Origin of the sequence: Roseibium sp., from assembly GCF_051016195.1 — a bacterium.
GTDB lineage: Bacteria > Pseudomonadota > Alphaproteobacteria > Rhizobiales > Stappiaceae > Roseibium.
On record NZ_CP134616.1, the window covers coordinates 2,072,501 to 2,093,734 of the forward strand.

Annotated in this window: 16 protein-coding genes, 1 tRNA gene and 2 rRNA genes (1 of these 19 running past the window's edge); 10 read left to right on the plus strand and 9 right to left on the minus strand. The window is 53.6% G+C overall.

Going from position 1 to position 21,234, the window contains the following annotated elements:
* The 3 genes from RDA78_RS09610 to RDA78_RS09620 form a co-directional block, all read left to right on the plus strand.
* A 23S ribosomal RNA gene (locus tag RDA78_RS09610) occupies window positions 1–2,012 on the plus strand (it extends 711 nt beyond the left edge of the window).
* 405 nt (window positions 2,013–2,417) lie between these two features.
* Window positions 2,418–2,532, plus strand: a 5S ribosomal RNA gene (gene rrf, locus RDA78_RS09615).
* 44 nt (window positions 2,533–2,576) lie between these two features.
* Window positions 2,577–2,653, plus strand: a tRNA-Met gene (locus tag RDA78_RS09620).
* On the opposite strand, the gene RDA78_RS09625 is transcribed toward RDA78_RS09620, so the two are convergent.
* The 8 genes from RDA78_RS09625 to RDA78_RS09660 all read right to left on the minus strand — a co-directional run bounded on the left by RDA78_RS09625 (window position 2,610) and on the right by RDA78_RS09660 (window position 11,497).
* On the minus strand, window positions 2,610–4,409 hold the full coding sequence (locus RDA78_RS09625; RefSeq protein WP_434056129.1) for a recombinase family protein: 1,800 nt from the start codon (window positions 4,407–4,409) through the stop codon (window positions 2,610–2,612). The two genes, RDA78_RS09620 and RDA78_RS09625, sit on opposite strands and share 44 nt — an antisense overlap.
* Window positions 4,410–4,563: 154 nt before the next feature.
* Window positions 4,564–4,881 (minus strand): hypothetical protein, encoded by a 318-nt coding sequence (locus RDA78_RS09630; RefSeq protein ID WP_434055095.1) that lies wholly within the window; start codon window positions 4,879–4,881, stop codon window positions 4,564–4,566.
* A gap of 140 nt (window positions 4,882–5,021) precedes the next feature.
* Window positions 5,022–6,113: a hypothetical protein gene (locus RDA78_RS09635; RefSeq protein WP_434055096.1), complete on the minus strand. Its 1,092-nt coding sequence runs from the start codon at window positions 6,111–6,113 to the stop codon at window positions 5,022–5,024.
* Between the two features lie 430 nt (window positions 6,114–6,543).
* Window positions 6,544–6,780 (minus strand): hypothetical protein, encoded by a 237-nt coding sequence (locus RDA78_RS09640; protein WP_434055097.1) that lies wholly within the window; start codon window positions 6,778–6,780, stop codon window positions 6,544–6,546.
* A gap of 302 nt (window positions 6,781–7,082) precedes the next feature.
* A protein-coding gene (locus tag RDA78_RS09645; protein ID WP_434055098.1) for an IS630 family transposase occupies window positions 7,083–8,028 on the minus strand; the annotation gives its coding sequence in 2 pieces (ribosomal slippage) (window positions 7,083–7,689 and window positions 7,688–8,028; 948 coding nt in all).
* Window positions 8,029–8,280: 252 nt separating this feature from the next.
* On the minus strand, window positions 8,281–9,162 hold the full coding sequence (locus RDA78_RS09650) for a hypothetical protein (RefSeq protein ID WP_434055099.1): 882 nt from the start codon (window positions 9,160–9,162) through the stop codon (window positions 8,281–8,283).
* A gap of 67 nt (window positions 9,163–9,229) precedes the next feature.
* On the minus strand, window positions 9,230–10,846 hold the full coding sequence (locus tag RDA78_RS09655; RefSeq protein ID WP_434055100.1) for a DUF1254 domain-containing protein: 1,617 nt from the start codon (window positions 10,844–10,846) through the stop codon (window positions 9,230–9,232).
* Between the two features lie 63 nt (window positions 10,847–10,909).
* On the minus strand, window positions 10,910–11,497 hold the full coding sequence (locus RDA78_RS09660; protein WP_434055101.1) for a DUF1236 domain-containing protein: 588 nt from the start codon (window positions 11,495–11,497) through the stop codon (window positions 10,910–10,912).
* Between the two features lie 310 nt (window positions 11,498–11,807).
* Here RDA78_RS09660 and RDA78_RS09665 point away from each other — a divergent pair, with 310 nt between their 5' ends.
* Window positions 11,808–12,710 (plus strand): helix-turn-helix transcriptional regulator, encoded by a 903-nt coding sequence (locus RDA78_RS09665; RefSeq protein ID WP_434055102.1) that lies wholly within the window; start codon window positions 11,808–11,810, stop codon window positions 12,708–12,710.
* 1,006 nt (window positions 12,711–13,716) lie between these two features.
* Here the strand turns inward: RDA78_RS09665 and RDA78_RS09670 are convergent.
* Window positions 13,717–13,962, minus strand: coding sequence for a helix-turn-helix domain-containing protein (locus RDA78_RS09670; protein WP_434055103.1), 246 nt, complete (start codon window positions 13,960–13,962; stop codon window positions 13,717–13,719).
* An 85-nt stretch (window positions 13,963–14,047) separates the two neighbouring features.
* Between RDA78_RS09670 and RDA78_RS09675 the strand changes: the two genes are divergently transcribed.
* The 6 genes from RDA78_RS09675 to RDA78_RS09700 all read left to right on the plus strand — a co-directional run bounded on the left by RDA78_RS09675 (window position 14,048) and on the right by RDA78_RS09700 (window position 21,220).
* Window positions 14,048–14,965, plus strand: coding sequence for a hypothetical protein (locus tag RDA78_RS09675; RefSeq protein ID WP_434055104.1), 918 nt, complete (start codon window positions 14,048–14,050; stop codon window positions 14,963–14,965).
* A 169-nt stretch (window positions 14,966–15,134) separates the two neighbouring features.
* The gene (locus tag RDA78_RS09680) at window positions 15,135–15,464 is read left to right on the plus strand and encodes a DUF6634 family protein (protein WP_434055105.1); all 330 of its coding nucleotides are present in this window, start codon (window positions 15,135–15,137) and stop codon (window positions 15,462–15,464) included.
* Window positions 15,465–15,607: 143 nt separating this feature from the next.
* On the plus strand, window positions 15,608–17,443 hold the full coding sequence (locus tag RDA78_RS09685) for an AAA family ATPase (RefSeq protein WP_434055106.1): 1,836 nt from the start codon (window positions 15,608–15,610) through the stop codon (window positions 17,441–17,443).
* Between the two features lie 158 nt (window positions 17,444–17,601).
* The gene (locus RDA78_RS09690) at window positions 17,602–18,807 is read left to right on the plus strand and encodes an ABC-three component system protein (protein WP_434055107.1); all 1,206 of its coding nucleotides are present in this window, start codon (window positions 17,602–17,604) and stop codon (window positions 18,805–18,807) included.
* Entirely contained in the window at window positions 18,807–19,289 is a 483-nt protein-coding gene (locus RDA78_RS09695) for a three component ABC system middle component (protein WP_434056130.1), read from the plus strand. The genes RDA78_RS09690 and RDA78_RS09695 overlap by 1 nt, the downstream gene beginning before the upstream one ends.
* Window positions 19,229–21,220, plus strand: a complete 1,992-nt coding sequence (locus RDA78_RS09700; protein WP_434055108.1) for a DUF3732 domain-containing protein — start codon at window positions 19,229–19,231, stop codon at window positions 21,218–21,220. Before RDA78_RS09695 ends, RDA78_RS09700 begins: the two co-directional genes overlap by 61 nt.
* Window positions 21,221–21,234 lie beyond the last annotated feature (14 nt).

Sequence of the window (21,234 nt, forward strand, 5' to 3'; positions counted from 1 at the left end):
TGTTGAAAAAGTCGGGGATGAGCTGTGGCTAGGGGTGAAAGGCCAATCAAACTCGGAAATAGCTGGTTCTCCGCGAAATCTATTTAGGTAGAGCGTCGGATGAATACTCTCGGGGGTAGAGCACTGGATGGGCTATGGGGGCTTACCGCCTTACTGATCCTAACCAAACTCCGAATACCGAGAAGTACTATCCGGCAGACACACAGTGGGTGCTAACGTCCATTGTGGAGAGGGAAACAACCCTGACCGCCAGTTAAGGTCCCTAAGTTATGGCTAAGTGGGAAAGGATGTAGGACTCCCAAAACAACCAGGATGTTGGCTTAGAAGCAGCCATCATTTAAAGAAAGCGTAACAGCTCACTGGTCTAAATAAGGGGTCCCGCGCCGAAAATGTACCGGGGCTCAAGCCATACACCGAAACTGCGGGTGTGCGTAAGCACGCGGTAGCGGAGCGTTCTGTAAGTCTGCGAAGGGATACCTGTGAGGGGTCCTGGAGATATCAGAAGTGCGAATGCTGACATGAGTAACGATAAAGCGGGTGAGAGACCCGCTCGCCGAAAGTCCAAGGGTTCCTGCGCAACGCTAATCGGCGCAGGGTTAGCCGGCCCCTAAGGCGAGGCCGAAAGGCGTAGTCGATGGGAATGCAGTTAATATTCTGCAGCTTGGTGGTAGTGACGGATGCAGTGTGTTGTATCTCCTTATTGGATTGGGGGTGCAGCGAATGTGTTCCAGGAAATAGCTCCACCTTATAAACCGTACCCGAAACCGACACAGGTGGACTGGTAGAGAATACCAAGGCGCTTGAGAGAACTATGCTGAAGGAACTCGGCAAAATGCTCCCGTAAGTTCGCGAGAAGGGAGACCTCTTTGTGGGCAACCACGAGGGGGTGGCACAGACCAGGGGGTGGCGACTGTTTATCAAAAACACAGGGCTCTGCGAAGCCGCAAGGCGACGTATAGGGTCTGACGCCTGCCCGGTGCTGGAAGGTTAAGAGGAGGTGTGAGAGCACCGAATTGAAGCCCCAGTAAACGGCGGCCGTAACTATAACGGTCCTAAGGTAGCGAAATTCCTTGTCGGGTAAGTTCCGACCTGCACGAATGGCGTAACGACTTCCCCGCTGTCTCCAGCATAGACTCAGTGAAATTGAATTCCCCGTGAAGATGCGGGGTTCCTGCGGTCAGACGGAAAGACCCCGTGCACCTTTACTACAGCTTCACACTGGTATTCGTCACGACATGTGTAGGATAGGTGGTAGACGTTGAAGCCTTGGCGCCAGCTGAGGTGGAGTCACCCTTGAAATACCACCCTTGTCGTCATGGATATCTAACCGCGGTACAACAATATCCGGGACCGTGTGTGGCGGGTAGTTTGACTGGGGCGGTCGCCTCCCAAATGGTAACGGAGGCGCGCGAAGGTGGGCTCAGAGCGGTCGGAAATCGCTCGTTGAGTGCAATGGCATAAGCCTGCCTGACTGCGAGACTGACAAGTCGAGCAGAGACGAAAGTCGGCCATAGTGATCCGGTGGTCCCTCGTGGAAGGGCCATCGCTCAACGGATAAAAGGTACGCCGGGGATAACAGGCTGATGATGCCCAAGAGTCCATATCGACGGCATTGTTTGGCACCTCGATGTCGACTCATCACATCCTGGGGCTGGAGCAGGTCCCAAGGGTTTGGCTGTTCGCCAATTAAAGTGGTACGTGAGTTGGGTTCAGAACGTCGCGAGACAGTTCGGTCCCTATCTGCCGTGGGTGTAGGAGAATTGAGAGGATCTGTCCCTAGTACGAGAGGACCGGGATGGACGTACCTCTGGTGGACCTGTTGTGGCGCCAGCCGCATTGCAGGGTAGCTATGTACGGAAGGGATAACCGCTGAAAGCATCTAAGCGGGAAACCCACCTCAAAACCAGTTCTCCCTGAAGAGCCGTGGAAGACCACCACGTCGATAGGAAGCGTGTGGAAGTGTGGCAACACATGAAGCTTAGCTTTACTAATAGCTCGTTCGGCTTGATCGCTCTCATTAATCAATGCTCATCTTTGCCAAAGCGCCTTGGCGCTTTGGAAAGACTGGTTTTTATGTCCTCACGCGCGTACGTCCTTCGGACTGCGCTCCAGACGGGGCGCCAAACGATTGGCGGCCCACGGTCGTGGGCTTGGAAGCTGAAGCTTCCTCGTCATGTCCCTGGCAACGCTCTGGAAGAGAAGACGAAACCAATCTGAAAACCGATAATTAAGAAAAGACCAGTTCTCATGAAGGCCTCAGGTTCCGATCCCGCAAGGGAAAAGAGCCCGAACCGTCAGGTTCGCAAGGCCGACCGGCCGCCGCGCACGTTTGCGCGCCCCGTCCGGAGGTTAGGGCGAAGCCCGATCAACCGTGAGGACAGATCCAACCAGTTCACGACAAAACTGCGCTTCGCCGGCCTGGTGGCCTCAGCGGGGAGCCCCCACCCGATCCCATCCCGAACTCGGCCGTGAAACTCCCCAGCGCCAATGGTACTGCATCTTAAGGTGTGGGAGAGTAGGTCGCCGCCAGGCCTGCTAAACGCAGTGAAATCTCTTCAACCGATCCTCGACCTTCACGCGGGATGGAGCAGTCCGGTAGCTCGTCAGGCTCATAACCTGAAGGTCGCAGGTTCAAATCCTGCTCCCGCAACCACCGAAACTTGAAGGCGCTCATACGAGCGCCTTTTTGATTCGAGCTCGGTGTTTACACGCTCTATAAACGCCGCCTCCTCCTCATCGGTCTTCAGTGTTCCGGCGGCACACTTCTCCAGATATTCCTGTTTGTATTTCTCAGTCAGGTTGGCTTCTTCTGCGTGCCATGCCTCGAGGGTCGCCAGGATTGTAGCCAGACGTCCATGGATCATAAGGTCGACACCCTTGATGGGGTTGGGAGCGATGATGACCTTCTGGATCATCTTTTGGATCAGGGAGAAGAACGGATCCCGATATTGAGGGTCGACCTTCGACATGTCCATCGTCGCCATAGTCTCAAGGGCTGCAACCATCACCTTTGTAACGATGGCTTCCGAGAGTAATTCCACCTCGGTGTCTGCGCTGATCAGGTGTTGCAACTGTTTTTCAAGGGCTGTCTTCTGACCCTCAAGTGAACCAAGCATTTGGGTCAGGGTTGCCAGTCCGGCACCAGCACCGATCGCGATTGCCTCTGCTGTATTTTGGATTTTCTTTTCAACTTTTAAAACCTCGCGTTCGAGCGCGGCGCGCTCGCCAGACTGGTTCGTCGCAGATGCCTTGCGTTGCCTGTTCACCTTGTCCGTGAGGTCGTTCAGATTGGTGATCGAAAACATAGAACGCGGAAATGCCTTTAGGACGCGCTGTTCCAGATTCTGACGGGTGATGGTTCGAGAATTCTGGCAGCCAAGTTTCTTCTTGTGATTGGTGCAGCCATACCGTTCCCTCGCCATGATGGCATAGGGACCGCCACACTCCGCGCATTCCAGACGCCTGCTGAGCAGGTATTTGGGGCGTTGCTTGGCGTTCAGCGGGTTTGTTAGGCTCTTGTTGTAAGTCGCATTTACGGCGTGTTGCCGTTCCTTGACCCTGTTCCAGAGTTCGACGGGTACGATTTCCAGATCTTCGATCTTGCCGTGGACCCATTGGTCCTTGTCATTCAATCTGGCCTTGCGCGTCTCCGTTTCCGGGTCTTTTGAGAACTTCTGCCGGTTCCAGACGATACGCCCAAGATAGAGTTCATTGTTGAGAATGCCGGTTCCTCGACCGACGTGGCCGCGAATGGCGGTGTCGCGCCAGAATTTACCGCGAGGGCCTGGGATGCCTTCCTCGTTCAGTTCTGTTGCAATTTTTTGCGGAGACTTTCCGTTCGCATAGTCTTCGAATATCCGCCGAATGATACTCGCTTGCTCAGGAACGATCTCACGGTAGCCGGGGATACGGTCTCCGTTGGCGTCGTGAATTTGTTTAACCTTGTAGCCGTAGGAGAGGCCACCGGCCAATCGACCTTGCCCAACGGTATAACGCATACCGTCCCGCGTCTTGGCGGCCGTCTGTTTGAGATAGTCTTCCGCGATCGCGGCCCGGATGCCAAATTCCAGCGTGTCGACCTTGCCGGACTGGCTGGTATGCAACTCGACGCCGTGATGCGTCAGGGCCTTGAGGATATGGTGCGAGTGTTCGCCGTCGCGCGACAGCCTGTCCGTTGCCGTGCAGATGGCGACATGGATGTCGCCGCGTTTGGCGCGTTCCAGGAACTTGTGAATTCCCGGGCGCTTCTTGAAATACGAACCCGTCGTCGAATAGTCGGAAAACACATTGCCGACAGTCCAACCTTGCCGCTTCGCATATTCCTCGCATGCGCTGATCTGCGCTTCGATGGTTTGTTCGTTCTGTTTTTCGTCGGAATACCGGGCATAGATGATGGCTGTCTTGGTCATGCGTCCGAGGTCCTACTGGGATTTTCGTGATCAGTTTTGGCAGATCGGTTTCTTGGTGTCCGCGGGGTTTTTTCGCGTTCGAAATTTGCGATTCATGCGGCCACGCCGTTCCAGGGAGTAACGTGGGGACGAGTTACACGAACAGAGAACGCCGTTATTCATTGTCTTCGAATTCCGGCTTGCGCTGGAACTCCCAGCCGCCTTCGATTTTCTTGACGAGAGCGTCGATTGCCTGTTCGGTTTCCGCCTTATCAAATCCGCGGGCGACCAGTCTGTCTCTCACCGTGTTCATCATCCTGTCGAAGACTTTCCAGTTCCCTTTGCGAGCGGTTCGCTGTGTGAGCCAGTGGAACAGCGTAATGGAGATGTCAGCCCGCGATGGGCGTCTTCGTGCCCTTAAGCGTTGACGATAGTCACGTTGCCGTTCGGCTTTCTGAGCCAGGCGCTGTTTGTAAGAAGGGCGTGCAGTCATTTGAATTCCTGTGTTCGTCATTGATTGTCGACAGGGGGCAGGGCAACGTGCCGGAAATTATTTCCGGGCACGCGCACCCTGGTCTTGAAGAGACCCAAAAGGGATCAGCGGTGGGTTTTGCTCACCACCGTGTCACCGATCTAAGCGGCGTTATTCGCTTTTCTCAACATGAAGTCTGGAAGTCTGAACTGCTCAGCAGCAGCTTTTGTCGCTGCTCCATCAGGCGCTTTGCTTGGCCCCTTCGCAGCACCGCTCTCTCCGGCGGGCTCATCGTCATTGGCCATTTTGAGGCGTGGTTTGGGCTTTGCGTCCTTCGAAGCTGGCGGATTGTTCTTTTCCGCAGCCGCTTTGAACAACGTGCCAATGTCTTCGTCCTGAAGTTTGAGCCCCCACTTCATTTGCGGGATTGCTGTGTTGATCAGATAGTCAGGCAGCGATTTAGACGAGACGTCTTCGACATATTGGAGCGTGCGAAGCGTCTCCAGCAATCGCGTCCAGCCGCCGTCATTGTCCGGCTTGCTGAGCGCAAGCTGTCCGATCGCTTCTTGGCCGTGATGGTGGCGCCGCAACGTGCCGATCATGACGTTAAGAAGCTCGTAGGCTTCCTCGGATGGCAGGCGGATTTGTTCGCGAAGTTGACTTTTGATGACGGCTCTGTCGCGCAACTTCGGCTCATACGCTTCAACAATGTGAACTAAAATCTGTTGCAAAAGGTTCTTCAACCGCGCGATCCGCGATCGCTGTTCTTGAGCCGCGTATTTGGCAAGGCCGGTCAGTCCGGGGAGGTCTTCCACCGGCAATTCAGTCTCATCTGGCTCGATTTTGCGTTTGACGATGACGTCGACATCTTTGCCGAGCGGTCTCTTTCCGTCTTCATAAAGCTTCAAAACCGCTTCAACGCTTTCTGCGTCGGCATGCGCGAGCTTGTAAAGGTTGGTCGGCGTTACACCGTGCTCGACACACTTGGCTTTGTACGTTGACAGATTTCGGTGCACTGCTCTCAGTGTACGTCCATGCCGGCTCGTAATCCCGAGTTGAGAAATCAGCCAGCCGTTGCAGACCTTTTCATCATCGATGAGGTCGGACGCTTCTTCGAGCAGGGCGCCAAGTGTAAATGTCGCTTCGGTATCTTTCTTACCGAGACGAAGGATGTCCTTGCTGATTGCTTCAATGCGTGCCCTGGCCTCACTTGATAATTCTTCAAAATTAATTGCGCGATTTTCTGTTTTCACCTTCAATCTCCTGGTTTGCTGGCGGCCGGTTCTTGGCCGCGTCAATCCAGGCAATAGCTCATCATCGTAAGCTTGAAAACAACTGCTTCCATTCTTGGCGAATGGACTCTCATTTGAAAAAAGTAATATTTTACAATGAGATAAAGATTTGAGCCTCGTGGGGCCACCTCACGCTCGCATCGACGAATCCTTATGGGTGTTTCGGCCGACAAGCCCTCCGCAAGGATTCATTTTTGGGTGCTATTTGAGCTCAAAGCGAGGGAATGCAACGCCCAGGAAAGCATGCTTCGGAAATCGCGCAAGGATTCGCGAAGAACGAGTGTGCGGACAATTGAATCCTTGTGCGAATCCTTGCTGCACAAACTCAAAATTGGTTAACAGTGACGTCACTGATGAAACCTAAGATTCAGAGAGATTTTTTTACGCCTTATCAGCTTTTCGATTTCACCAACTTGCCGTTCTCGTCAAGACCGGCACCAAGTCCACGTTGCCTGCGACGGGCAAAGAACTCCTCTTCCTCTTGGCCCGGACGCATCATTCGCTCCGTGAAATCGTCCAACCATTGCTCTGTTGCCTCTACCTCTTCCGCGGGGGTGTTGTTCCGTTCCGCGAGAGCTGCGGCAGTTTCAGTGTCTTGGTTTTTTTTGACGTCCCTCTCATTGGCCATGACTTTTGAACTTTCGTGCGTGCATAGAAGCGAATACCGGATCGTAGATTGCTCGCTGTACTTTCTCAAACGAGATCTTCAGTTCGCCTGCTGAAGAACGCCGCCACCGAATCGGTTGGATCGAACGACTGCATTGCGCTTCCAAGTTGGCATTCAAAAAGTTGAGAACGTGTCCTGAAAGCTGACTTTCTTTCCGAATGCAGCGAAAGTGAAGAGAGGGCGGAGAGCGGAAATTCGCGGCGGTTTGAACGAATGACCGGAATCGGCCGTGAGAGGACCGACCGCTCTAGAGCATTTTGACCTTAAATCGGGTCATATCCAGCAGCCTTGAAATAGTTTTCACATTCGTCTGGTTTGAAGGCTTCGATCGCGGTTCCGATTGTTTGCCAGAGTTCGTCGATTGTGCGGCATGCCTTGGCTTTCAAAATGGACTTGAGTTTTGAGAAGGCCATTTCGATCGGATTGAAATCGGGGCTATAGGGCGGCAGGAAGCGTAAGCGTGCTCCGGTTTTTTCAATGGCTTCTCGTATGGCGACTGGCTTATGCGCGGGCAGATTATCCATGATGACGATGTCGCCGGGTTTGAGTGTCGGGGCCAGAACCTGCTCCACGTAGGCGAGGAAAGCGGCGCCATGCATAGCGCCATCCAGCACCATGGGAGCGGTCATGCCATGACGCCTGAGGGCACCGACAAATGTCGTTGTTTTCCAGTGGCCGTGCGGAATGGCTGCGCGGCAGCGCTCTCCGCGCGGTGAACGTCCGTAAAGCCTTGCCATCTTCGTGGAGGCGCCGGTCTCGTCAATGAAGACCAGCCGATCCGGGTCAAGCTCGGGCTGGCCTTCAAACCAAGCTTGCTGACGCTTCAGGACATCGGGACGCTGCTGCCCTTCTGCATGCGCTGTCTTTTTTATACGTCAGCCCAAGGCGGCGCAGATAGTACCAGATCGTCGTGGGGTCGACCTGCAACGACTGCTGCATCTGGAGCTGTTCGGCCATCTCCTGCAAAGTGATATCAGCCTTGCCTTCAATCAGGCCAAGAAGAAAGTCCTTGTGACCATCCAGAACCGAGCCACCTCGGCTGCCTTGGCGCTGCGCTTCATAGCTGCCCGTCCGACGCCAATGACGGTGCCAGGAACCGGCGGTCGAGATCCCGACTGAAAAGCGCTGAGCCACCGCACGCGTCGAGAGGCCCCCCTCAATCGCATCAACAACACGGCGGCGAAGATCAGATCCATAAGCCCGCGCCATATAGTCCTCCATCAAATCAGATGGAAACCTATGAATCACTCAAATCGGAAAAAGGGAATCCCAATTCGACTCTGTGTTCAATCAAAAGGCTCTAGGTGACGACCTACTGAATGCTGACACTCTTAACGCATGCGTGTTGATGACAATTTTAAGGTCAAAAATCCGGGCGCCTGATCGTAGCAGAGCAGCGTGTCGCTAGCGTCGCGACAATCGTGATCAGAAGGTTTGGTTCCGATATGCGCTTCACAGTCATCAAAAATTGACTTTGATACCGATCATGGGTCCATGAATGTCCAGACTGTCAAGGTTTGCCTTGCTGTCGAAATCCCATCCCAGATACCGGTATCCAAGGATGGCATCGAATTTCTTGAACCTGTAGCCGATACCGGCCAACGCCTGCCAGGTAATGTCGCTCTGACCCGTACCCACGTCAGCGTAATATGTAACGAAATAGTTTTTTGCGATGTCGGTTTGACCGCGGAGCCCGACTATCCCATCAATCACATGGCCCTGGCTAAGAACCTCGCTTCCGATGCCACCGATGTTGAAACTGAAATCTGATTCAAGCCAGAGATACCTCGCCCCCGCGAATGCCTTGATTTCGGAGTGTTCATTTTGCACAAAGGAATAGCTGACCGCCGTCGTATTCACAAACGCCTGCATGGCAATGCCGACGCCGGTTTCAACCGGCCTGCCAATCAGATTGGCTGTTGAGTTTCGCGTGCCCTGCAAATTCATATAGAGGAAGTCGGAAAATCCGCCGAACCTGCCGTTCTGTGCAGAAACACCTCCCATTGCGGTAAAATTGAGATTTTGCAAGATTTGCCACAAAGGCAAGGTCATTTCGTCTCCGGCAGCAGTTTCCATATCGATCTGCGGCAGCCACCCATAAACATCCGCGCTGAATTTCCAGCCGTGAGACTGCTCGAAAGGAAGGTCAGAGCGCACATCGGCTGCGATCGCAGGTGTCGAAAGACCTATCCCGAGAAAAATCCAACTGATAGTTTTGAAGATACTTGTTTCAGTCAGTTTGCACGCTTGCTTCAATCCGTTTTGCTCAAACAAAGCAAGCGCCGACGCCGCCAATTCAACAACAAAAAGAGAGGCCAATGTGGGACTGCTCATTAGTTTCATTGGAACTCTCCGTCGAAATTTTGGGTAGCCGGCAGCCGGCTCGGTGTCCGAGCCGGCTTATTTGTTGTCAGTTCACCAGTTCGACCTCACTCAGCCGCCAAGACTTGTCGAAGAAGCTCGGCATGGGGCCGTAGAGGCGCAGAATGTTGAAATAGCCTTTGTCGGGATCGGTCTGGATCCAGTTGCCGTCTGCCACGCCCTCCGGCTTCTTTGGCGCGAAATAGACCACCGTAGAGCCGTCCTCTTCCGCGGCGGCAGCCGGCGTTGGATAGCTTTGGCTGCCGGAGCGGGGGAATTTTTGCGGCGTTTGCAGCATGGAGCGCGTCTGGTTGTCATAGAGCGTGAAGGACCAGAACGCCTTTGCCGGAATGCCCTTAGGCAGTGTCACCTTGTAGGTCTTGGAGCCATCATATGGATTTCCATCGGAGTCGAGAAACCCGATCAAATACTGCGAGCCGACCTCGGGCAGGTTCATGATCATGCCAGGGCTATCGAGCGTGTACGCATAGTAAAACGCCGTGCGGCTGTCCAGCGTCCGCGCTCCCGTCGGCGGCAACGGCTCGAACTTGCCGTCTTTGAACGCGGGCGGTGGAGTTTCAAAGAACGCGCCTCCTTCCCACAGCATGTTCGTCCAGTAGGAGCGTTCGTAATAGGCCCAGTTAGGATGCCGTTCGAGCGCCTGCCACTGTAGTGCGCGCCCATAGGCCTGGCCCGCGGCAGCGGCATCAGTCAGAATCTTCTTCATACGATCATCGGGATTGAAGTCCTGCCCATGCACGATGCCAATCGCCGCAAGCTGTCCGGCGAGTTCGACGTCATAGCTGGTGGCGGGCTCGTTTTGGACGTTCTCGTTGATCCACTCAAAGAAGCCGTAGTCGCTCGGTGGAATGGTGTTGAAGGACATGCCGCTGGTATTGATGAACTTCGTTGCAGGGATATCGGGCTCACCGGCCAAGGCAACTGTGCCCTCCAGAGCCTCGGCGACGGGCGTGCCGAAGCTGCCCGCCTTGTAGGGATAGAACTTCAGATTCTGTTTGATGTTCTCTACGGCAGGCTTCGGGTCGTTGCCGCCATCGATAAATGCCCGAAGCGCGTAGAGGACCGTGTTGGTTTTGGCGTGAGCGATGAAATAACCGCCCTGCGGCAGCGGACCGTCATAGTCAGGCCCCACGATCAGATATTTCCCACCCAGACCACGATCCGGACCAGGTCGGCCGATATCGATAACCCAGGAAAACCACATGTCATTTATCGCACCGAGGCCACCGGAGGGCTGTTCGATCACCATCGGCCCGTCGGACAGGTCGAGCCACGACATGTAGTAGACGGTATCGGCATTTGCTGTCAGAAACAACGAACTGGAATCCATTAGTTGCTCGAAAATGACGACATCCCCGCTCTGGGCGCCAGCAGCCTGGAAGCCCTTTTTCAAGCCGAGCGCCGATGCGCCGCGGAAGCTGTTGTTGTAGACGTTGAGCGCGCGGGTAAAATCGACCTGATCGAAGACCGTTTGGGCCGTGGCCTCCGTCGGGACGCCCTTGGAAAACTCAAGCGTTCCGGTGCTTGTCTCTATTCTGTCAGGCGCGCCAAGGGACTTGACGACTTCATCTGGCACTTCCGAGAGCGCTGGGTAGCTTGCGACGGAAAACGCCAGTCCAACTGCAAGGAAAACTGTGTGTCTCATTTCTTCAACCCTTTCTAGCAAATGCAAAACTTATCCATCCATGCGCACGGTTCACCGGACGATTTAGATAACCTTGCGCACTGTCGGTTCGACAAGAACGGTCACACCGTTGACGACCGCGTACTGATATGGAGATGACGGCACTTCGTAGAGCAAGAGCTCGGTCGGAATTGCTGCTCCTACAACGATCTCGCCTGCAACATGGACCGGAGCCACCGGCCTCGCCAGGACATACTCAACAAGCTCCGCGGCTGACGTTATCGCCTCGACCAAGGCTCCACCAGTGGGTGTCCGTTCGACCGATCTGACGGCTGCGACCGTTTCAAGTACGATCACCGGGATTCCCGATTGGGCGCCGAATTGTTCGATCGTCTCGGTTCGCTTTGATGAATTCTCAATAAGGCAGTGGCCTGCGGTCCAGCCGATGCCGTTATTGGTCGAAATTTGGCACCAACTGTAATCAGGCGCGCAGCCGTCGATTTCGCCGTGCGAGTTCCAGCACATCTCACCTGCAACCGGGAACTGTTCCCCAGGGCCCGTGCGAATGTTGAGGTGGGTTGTGGCAAAGACTTTCGCTGCGAGGGCCTGCCCGGAAACCACAACGCCGGTAAGGAGAATGCCCGCTAGGAGCGTCACCGTTGAAAGTCTCATCAAGCAATTCCTCTCGTCGGTTGAAACGCGTCAATGCACATTGGGAAACGCGGACGTCACGTGATGTGCTGTTCAACTCAATGCTTATAGACCAACGCCAGGACCCGAAGTTCACCTTGCGCGCCACGTTCTGGCAATCTGTGATAGAGTTATTGTCGTAAAGTAATAATATGCTTTTATGAAAGGTTCTTGGAAGACGATGTCATCTGCCTTCCCAATTGTCAGGGCTGCCGACTTCGCGCCTTTCCTACTGTGGATGCGAGACAACGGGCGGCCTATCGAACAGGGCCTCGTGACGTCTGACTTGCCTATGGAACCGTGGGAAGTGCCGGACCGTCCGGTTTCCTTGATCAGCGCGCTTTCGGTGATGCAACGTATGGCAGTGCGGGAAGGACCCGACATCGGCGTTCGCGTCGTCACAAAGAAGAGTTTTTGCGACCTGGATATACTCGGCCAAGTCATGCTCGGCGGAGCAACTCCTCGTGCCGCGCTAGTCCGCCTCTGCGTCGCAATTTCCCGGCATAGCACCCACGAGCAGTTCGCGATCGTGCCGGCACCAGGCGGGATTATTGTTCGAGAACTGCTTATTCTCAATTTGGACGGCGAAACGCGGCACATTGTTCACCAATATGTCGCGGCCCTTATTCGCATGCTGTGTCGGATGACAGACTTCAACGATGAGCCGTTCGGTCGCATCGAGATGACACCCCATCCTGAGTTGGGCTTCGCTCATCTTGATCGCAGCCTCGGCACGAGGCCGGTTGCCAGCACGTCAGGCACGCTTTCGCTTTTCCTCCCGGATGAAGTCCTCGACCGCCCATTCCCGAGACAGGTGCGCGACCTCGGGCAGCAGAAACCACCTGACGGCTGGACGACGTTTCGGACGGCAAAGCCCTACTCAAACACGGCGAGGCTCTATATCTCAAATCTGATCGAGAAAGGAGAGCCCTCGGTGCAACGTCTCGCGGATGCAAGTGGAATAAGCTTGCGGAGTGTGCAGAGACGCCTCGCCTCCGAAGGCACCAACTTCCAGGAACTCGTAGACGACGTCCGTCGGACCCGGGCGCTCCTCGCGCTGCGGACTTCATCAACTCCGATTAGCGTTATCGCGGATGAACTCGGCTACTCTGGTATGCCGGCATTCATCCGCGCAGTACGACGCTGGGTAAGCGTTTCGCCCGGGCAACTTCGAAGGCAGTCACTTGATAGGTGAGCGTGATATTAGATATTGCTGATACAAGGGTCCTGATTCACAAGTGCTGCTGGGCGGGAAAATGATGGAATCAGTGCCAGCAAAACAAGCAGATAACTGTCGATTTATGATGCTCCAAGCAATCTGGAGGTGAGCTTGGTTCCATATAGAGAAAAACCCAGTTTAGTTTTGGATACAGCTACAACAAGAAGGCGGGATTGAGCAGTTCTTCTCCATCTGAGATGAAGCAGTGGCCCGAAAAATCAAATATTGGTCTAATTTTTGATACCTGCGGCTTTGGTTGCTTTTGTGATGAATACTGGCCCAAATATTAACCAAATACTCGAAACTTTTCTTTGCAGTTTTGTCAAAGAGATAAAACACTTGCGTGATGTTATGTAGGTGTCATGAAATCCAGGCGAGTAGAGGTCTGAAGATGCCAATTGTCGATCGTACTTATCAACCAACCAGATTTTTTTGTTTAGATTCGCTGTTTTAGCTCTTGTTCCCCGTCAGCGCGTATGGGTCCAGATAAGCTGATTGCATAAGGGAGAAGTTTGGGTTCATCTTCACCATTCAAGAGTGAAGCCGACATTGCTTGAGAAGGTGCCCTACGTCTGCTACGGGCCGGATTCGTCACCACAACTAGGGTCGATGAATGTCAGCTATTCGCGATCGGATCACGTAAGCCGCCAGTCCGCTCCCCGCCCCAATCTGGCCATGGATCTAGTCTGCGGCCAATATCGGCAAATCCCTGTTTACGTCTATTCGTGCTGGAACCGCAATTCGCGGAAATTATTTCCGAATTGATGGTGTGGCTGGTTCAATGGAACGCCGTTCACTCATGTAACGCCCGTTCAATGAATTGAATCGAAAACCTCGAGAACGGCGTTTCCCGCTGAAACGCTCATTTGGCTGTCTGAATCGCAAGTCTCGGCGCTTGAATCGAAAAAGCGTAACTTGAATGACTTCGATCCAGGTTGTGGGCAACCTAGGCTGTATCGCGTCGCCTTTTTGGTAATCCGTTTTAGGCGTTGCCTGAGTTGTCCCGACCTTCACGCAATCCAATTCCCCTTGCGCCGGCCATCAGGAAGGTGATCCCGGCGTCTTCAAGAGCTTTTTGAATGTCACGCAGTGTCCGGTCGAAAGGTACGGACTTTTCTTGCTCGAATGCGGCTATGGTTCGGCGAGCGCATTTGGCCCTTTCAGCCAAGTCATCCTGAGACCATCCCAGCCAGGCCCGGGCCGCTCGGCACTGCTTCGGGTTTATCATCTGTTAACCATAATTCGATTCAATTCTGTTCACTCTGATCATTTTGTGCAATTTAAGGGCGTCCCATCAACCCGAAAGGAAGCCTATGCACAAGCAATTCCCAAATCCCACCACCAATCCAGACGTTAAGAGTGCTTATGCACCTGATTTCGCGGATCTCCCCGATGAAATCCGCGATGCGGTCGATGCCGCGTTGCAGGAATGCTTCGACAAGACCTATTGCCCGGACGAGCTGTTGGGTAACAAACTCACTCAGGTGAGGGGACCACTGGACAGCCTACCCAAACGCCACGGCCTGTTGCTCGAAAAGGCCATTGCGCACGCCTTCGCAGAAGCAGGTGACAGGTATGAGGTGCAGACCCAGGTCGCGTTGACCGTTTCCAAGGAAGCGATGTCATTGGTCGAATGCAATCAGCTCGACAAACTTGACGATCTAAACCTGCCTATCGACGGGGGCCACGGAAAGAGTGTGGTCATCGACATCGTGGTCTTCGATCATCAAACTTGCGACCTGCATGTCATCTCTGTGAAGCGTGGAGGTGGCGCCCAGGGAGGGCGAAAGGCTCGAGACGCTAGAGAAGATCTGACTGCCGCCGGATTGATGTTGAGGAACATTATGCTGCGAAAGGGGCTTCCGGTGCTGTCCGTGAAAAAAGTGCTTGTCGACTGGTATGGTCGCTCCGGGATTGTAGCCCGGAAGAAGGTGACGCGTGAATCGGTCGATGAGTATTTTGGAATCCCGATCGCCTGCCAGGTCGAAGCGATGTCGGACTACCTAGAGTCCAGTATAGCCGCTCGCATGGCGCCGCGTCTGTTGGCGGCGATTGGCAATAACTGCGGACCAGCGGACACTGATAGGCAGGTGGAGAAAATCACCTCGTATGCGGAAGATCGCGTCGAGACATCTACTGAAGTGGCCTGTGCACGACCCTCTCTTGCCGAGTGTTTGTCCGTTCTTCCGCTTCGACGTCAAGGCCGTCAGATGCAAAGCGTCGGAGCCTAGACTCTCCGTTTCATGCCAAACCGGCGATGATAAGCACGATTCACGCAAGAACGTCGTGACGCAAAAAGTGGCCTATCGCCGGACCAATCCGGAAGGGTCAACACGCACTCAACACCATACATTTTGGCCCGCCTGAAGATCCTTCGGCGGGAACAGGAGAGTATTGTCCATGTTCCTTGAAAACCTCAAAGACCCAAGGGCACCGGAACTGCTGTCGAAGGACATCGAAAAACTGCAAGGGCTGCTTGATGATCTTAAGTCACTGCGGGCGGGTAGATATCCTTCGCGCGAAGCCCTGTCCAACGCGCCGTTCCTGGATGATTACCGCGTATTCCTCCGCGGGATCGCTGCTCTATCGGGAAATGTAACGGGGCACCCAACCATCAGGGGAAATGACACGCCGATGGTGAGTTCGCCGCTCTTCGTCGTTCTGAACGACATTAGCGCCGGGCGGACCTTGTCGCGCTGGTATCGCCTTGGCGAGCACGTTTCCCGTTGAATAAGAAACCATTTGTTGCCGCTTCTCAAGAAAGTGTCTGTATGTCCGACGTCTTACGCCATTACTTCCAGCAAAAGAAACCAGGGTTTCATGCATTCCTTATGCATTGCACCGTCCGCCGTGCACTGCGCTCGGTGCCGGAGATGAAGCTGTGGCACCCTCCAGTGATCGGTATCGTCGCCGGTGAAAAACCGCCGGTCGATGAAATTCAGGATGCACTGACTATTCTGCGCCTGCCGGATTTGGGGGTATTGAGAAACCGGCAATCGGACCCGTTGCCGGTATTCCTTGAGTGCAAACCGGCTGACTTTAGAAAGCCCAGAGAGCGTGAAAAGACTGAACAGGAGTTCCTGTTTGCCTTAAAGGGCAAAAAGGACATCTTTGCGGTTGTGGAAGACGAAGAAGACCTGCCCAGTCTTTTTAGGAAAATTGCGGACGCAGTCATTCATCTGGAAAAGCCGACAGCGCGGCACATCCGAGCTGCTTTTTCTTACTGTGCCGGTGTCAATATCAGCCTGGAGGAGGCCGAGCAACTGACGGAATTCAGCTTGTTCGACCTGACCATGGTCGGATCCAGGGGCAAGTCCTGGCGCAAGGTCCTGAACGCGATCGCGAGTGATCCGTGTAAAGCCGACAGCCGTCCGTTCGAGGACGGGCTCTCTCTCGACACTCTCGTGGGTGTTGGTGAGGCTGGGGAGTGGGGCAGGGAGCTTGCAGTGGATCTGAAAGAGTGGCGAACAGGAAAATTGCCCTGGTCGGATGTTAATCGCGGTGTGCTTGTTGCGGGGCCTCCCGGAACCGGTAAAACAACGTATGCGAAGGCACTGGCGAAAAGCTGCGGCGTCGAGCTTGTCGCTTCCTCTCTTGCCCAGTGGCAATCAGCTGGTCATTTGGGTGATCTCCTGCGAGCCATGCGTGGGACATTCGCGGAGGCTCGAAAGAAGGCACCCTGCATCTTATTCCTCGACGAGTTCGACTCTGTCGGCGATCGCAGGACAGTCCGCGGTGACAACGCGCAATACGTCGTCGAGAAAATCAACGGATTGCTGGAGTGTTTGGACGGTGTGGAAGACCGCGAAGGCATCGTCGTCGTCGCGGCTTGCAATTTTCCGGAACTCGTCGATCCAGCTTTCCTTCGGCCGGGACGCCTGGAGCAGACGATCCGAATTCCGCTGCCGGATCACGCAGCCCGCGAACAAATCCTACGCTGGCACCTGAAGCAATCATTGGATGGCGAAGATCTGTCCGAACACGCTGAGCGTCTAGAAGGACAATCAGGAGCCGACATTGAAAAACTCGTGCGCGACGCCCGGCGTTCGGCGCGAAAGGAAAAGCGGGAACTCCGGTACGAAGATCTCGTTGCCAGGCTGCCGAAAAAGGTTGCTTTCAGCCCGGAAGAGGTCAAGCGCATTGCGGTCCACGAAGCAGGACACGCAATTGTCCAGGCAATGGTTGGCGACGGTGAAATCGTTCAGCTGAAGATCGAACCAGAGTTCGCGCCAGATGGTGCGAATTGCGCGGCGGGTTCCATGGACGTCAGACAATCAATGCTCAAGAGCCGGACACGTCGCGACTACGAAGCCCGGCTGATGGTGCATCTAGCCGGTCTTGCCGCTGAGGAGCTGGCCTTTGGAGAGATCGCTGACGGTGGCGGTGGCAGCATGGGCTCAGACCTGGCGTCCGCGACTCGTATTGCAACAGAGATGGAAGCAAGCCTCGGGCTCGGAAATAGTCTGGTGCACCTGATCCCGAACGGATCGAGGCAGGTTCAGGAACTCCTGCTTGCCGACCGATCACTGCGCCGTCGCGTCGAAGCGACTCTCGAGATGGCCTTCGAAGATGCGCGCGCAATCCTTGAGGAGAATAAACAAGCTCATCGCGCGCTTGTCGACATCCTGATGCAGCGGCACAAATTGGAAGGGCGGGAGGTTCTGGAAATTATTTCCAGATCGGATGCTCCCGTTCAGCGCGCGATTTGAGGCAGGCAGCGTCCGTCTTTAGAGGCTCCAAGCACCTTTTTTCAACTTTGATGCCGATAGTCGCGTTTCCAAATTAAATTTGACTACTTGAGAGTTTTTTGAAGTGCATGTTAGCGTTTAGGTTGAGCAGTTTAGCCCAACTAAAAGAGAAACGCACATTGAGCGAATTTGAGCACAGCGCTAGCGAGGCTGCGTTAGGGTTTCGGTATCAAGGTCTTTATGCTCTACTTAGGTTGTGGAAGGAGACCGAGGACGAGGTCGCAATCCTTGTTGAATCGCTTGACGACGTAGTTTTAGTTGCATCCGGTCAAACCCTTCTTGAACAACTAAAACATTCTCTTTCCAAAAAACCGTCGCCGGTGACGCTGAAGAGTGCGCTACTCTGGAAAACTCTTCGAGTTTGGATCGATGCGCTCCCTGACGTAGACATCGCGCGCACTAGCTTTAACCTAGTTAGCGTGGCAGATGTTCAAGCGGGATCTGTGCTTGAGGTGTTACTTGATGAGCACTCAGATCGAAATGAGCTTGTCCATGCACTTAAAGAAGAAGCTGAACGAGTTCAGAAGGAACGCGCAGAAGCAAAGACTTCTGGGAAGAAACTGCCTCACGCAGAACGGGAGGCTGGCTGCAAGGCATTCTTGGAACTTAGCAGTGACACTAGATATAAACTGATTTCAGCAGCACAACTCAAACCTGGGCGATCAAATATTACGGACATCGAGGAAGAACTCGCAGATAGTCTTACTTCGGTGCCCGCGGAACATCGCTTAAAGGTCGCTCAGAGGCTCGTGGAGTGGTGGGATCGCCAAGTTCTTTACTCAATGTGCGACAAGCGACCGAAGGCGATCTCTCGATTTGAAATCGTTCGGTGTCATTCACAAATTGTCGCGGACATTGAACTTGATAGACTTCCCAATCCATTTGAAACGTCAAGTCCTCCCTCTTCCCACAAACCTGACAGCATGATTGAAAAGCAAATCTCGTTGGTTGACGGTTCTCAAAGTGAAATAAAACGGGCGATACGGGAAGAGTGGCGAGCTCGAGAAACTCGCTCCGCGTGGTCAACAGAGAACCCGGCGAGACATGAACTCATACTTCGATATGATGAGAGACTTGCCGAGGAATGGGCCGATCGACACGCTGAAATTAGTGAAAAATGCGGCGGGGCAAGCGAGGCAGAAGCAAAAGCCAAGGGACATGAACTGCTAAAATGGAGCCACTATGGTGCTCCCAACGATTTGGAACCAATCGCTCCGACAGTTATAGCGCCGTATTACGTCAGGGGCTCTTTTCAAGTCCTATCAACGACGGGTCAAGTTGGGTGGCATCCTGATTTCAAAGCGCTGTTGGGATTTAAAAAATGATGGTAGCTCACGACCTCTATGCAGAGACAAATCCTGCGTTTGGGACGTATGCGATAGTGGCGTTTTGCCGTGAATATCAGTTAGCTTCCACCAGAAATCCTTCAATTGCCCTATTATACCTTGCTCTCCCAATCGCGATGTCGAGAGACGTCGAGCGGTCTTTTTCTGAAACAAACGCCAAAACCGGTCTACTAGCTTGGCTCAATAGATACCCTGAACTACGTCTAAATCTCGGTGCTCGACTAGATGCATCACTCGACGTTGTAACAGCTTCGTTGAGGCTGGGGTTGATGTCTAACGCACTCGAATTGCTTGAAAAGGGTGCAATTGGCCTCGGTTCGAAACCGCCGATCAAAGCACCGATAACAAGACTGCCTACAGAACCGAAGAAGGCAATCAAAAGGGCTGAACGGCTTGGTAGATGGATGGGAAAGGCTGGTTCGCCAGGGTCGGTTTTTTCAGCCTTTGGAGTGATATTGTGAGCCGCTGGAACATTTTGGAGATCGCGTTCTTTGGAGCCGAAGGGAGGCGCCGGACGATTGAATTTAAGCCAGACCAAGTGAATGTGATCACGGGGGCCTCCGGTACGGGCAAGTCTGCACTGATCGATGCGATAGACTACTGCCTCGGCTCAACCAACTGCAATCTGCCTTGGTACGTAAGAGGTCATGCAGAAGCGGTTGCTGTGCACTGGGTGAAAGATGACATTCACATGATTGTCGGACGCAACATTCCAAAAGCCGGCAAGGGTACCGGGCAAATGTTTGTCCGAACTGGGAAATCTCTCACGATTCCAAAGATAGCTGAAGCGTTAGAAGGAGGGACGCCGCGAGAATACGCTCGAAAAGAAATCGAGCGAGTTTTTGGAATTAACGACATCGAAGACGCAGATACGACGCAAAAAGCGGAAGTCGGTCGGGCGACCGTCAGACACGTAACTCCCTACTTGTTTTTGTCTGGCGATGTAATCGTCAGCAAAAACACTTTGTTGCATGACCTAAACCGCTCGGACAAGGCAAGAGACATTCAAGCGACATTGCCGTATTTCCTTGGCGTCGTTGATCAAGAAAGCGTTCTTGCCGAGCGGCGTCTTCGTCAGCTGGAAGCCGCCTTGACCCGTCTAAGCCGTGAAGAAAAAGCTCGCGAACGTAGCCAAGGTCTTTTAACTGAGCGAGCGATGGCAATTTTGAGCCAAGCGGCAGAAGTTGGATTGGTCGAGGCTCCAGATCCTACAGTGTCAGATCAAACCTTAATTGAAGAGCTTCTTAGGGTCGCCAATTCCGAATTTGAGACAACGCGCGCACAGGATGGAGACGAAATAGGCGAGCTTGAAGACGAACGCCAATCAATTGTGGCAGAAATTGCTGCTTTTAGGGAACAACGAAAAGCACTGAAGCGAGCTATTCGCGAAGCGCAAGGTTACGAAACTGCGGTGTCGGGCCAATCACACAAATTGGCATTGGTCGAACACCTCAAACTCGATACGGGACGATGTCCAGTCTGTGATGCAGAAACCGAATTGGGCCATAGCATGGCCGCGGAGATCCAAGCTTCGTTTGATATTATTCGTAAAGAGGTTGCGACTGTCGATCAAATTCACCCTGAATTGGTTGAACAATTCACTGAAGTTGAAGCTCAGATTAGTTCAAGCTTGGTCCGTCTCAGAGAGATTGAGTCTCAGATCAGGGCAATAATTCGGCAAACTGAAGCTGCTCGGCGCGCTGCTACGCTTGCTCAAGCACGAGCTCTGGTTGTAGGCAGAGCCAGTCAATTTTTGGAGACCACGGTTGAAGACTTTGATCTCCCAAAGGTTGATCTACAGCCCTTGAAGGATGAAATTAACGAGCTAAGGGATAAGGCAGACCCTCAAGCGAAGCTGGACCGGCAGCGAGATGCGGAGAACATGATCTCTAGTTACGCAACGGAGATGCTAACTGAACTGCCGACTGAGGTTCCCGCAAAAAACGCTCGAATGCAATTTTCAGCTAAGCCTAGATTGACGTTGATTGAACCCGAAAGGCGATCTGTTTTGTCTCTAGCGGAAATTGGTTCAGACCAAAACTATCTGTCAATTCATTTGGCCCTCTCTTTTGCTCTTCACAAGCACTTTGAGGCAATACGTGGCCCGGTACCTGGACTATTGGTCATCGACCAAATTAGCCGCCCGTATTATCCTGAGGGAGGTGATGAGAAGCGCCTGGACGAGATGGAAGTCGATAGTGATCGGCAGGCAATGCGAAAGATTGTAGAATTCCTGTTTGATGAAACTGCACGTAGAGTGGGTCTACAGGTTCTCCTAATCGAGCACGCTTACATCGACGATGACCATCGATACGTCAGTGCAACCCGTGAGCGTTGGACGAAAGCATCAGGGGAGAAACTCATTCCACCAGATTGGCCAGAGCGACAATAGTACGCGAACGTTCA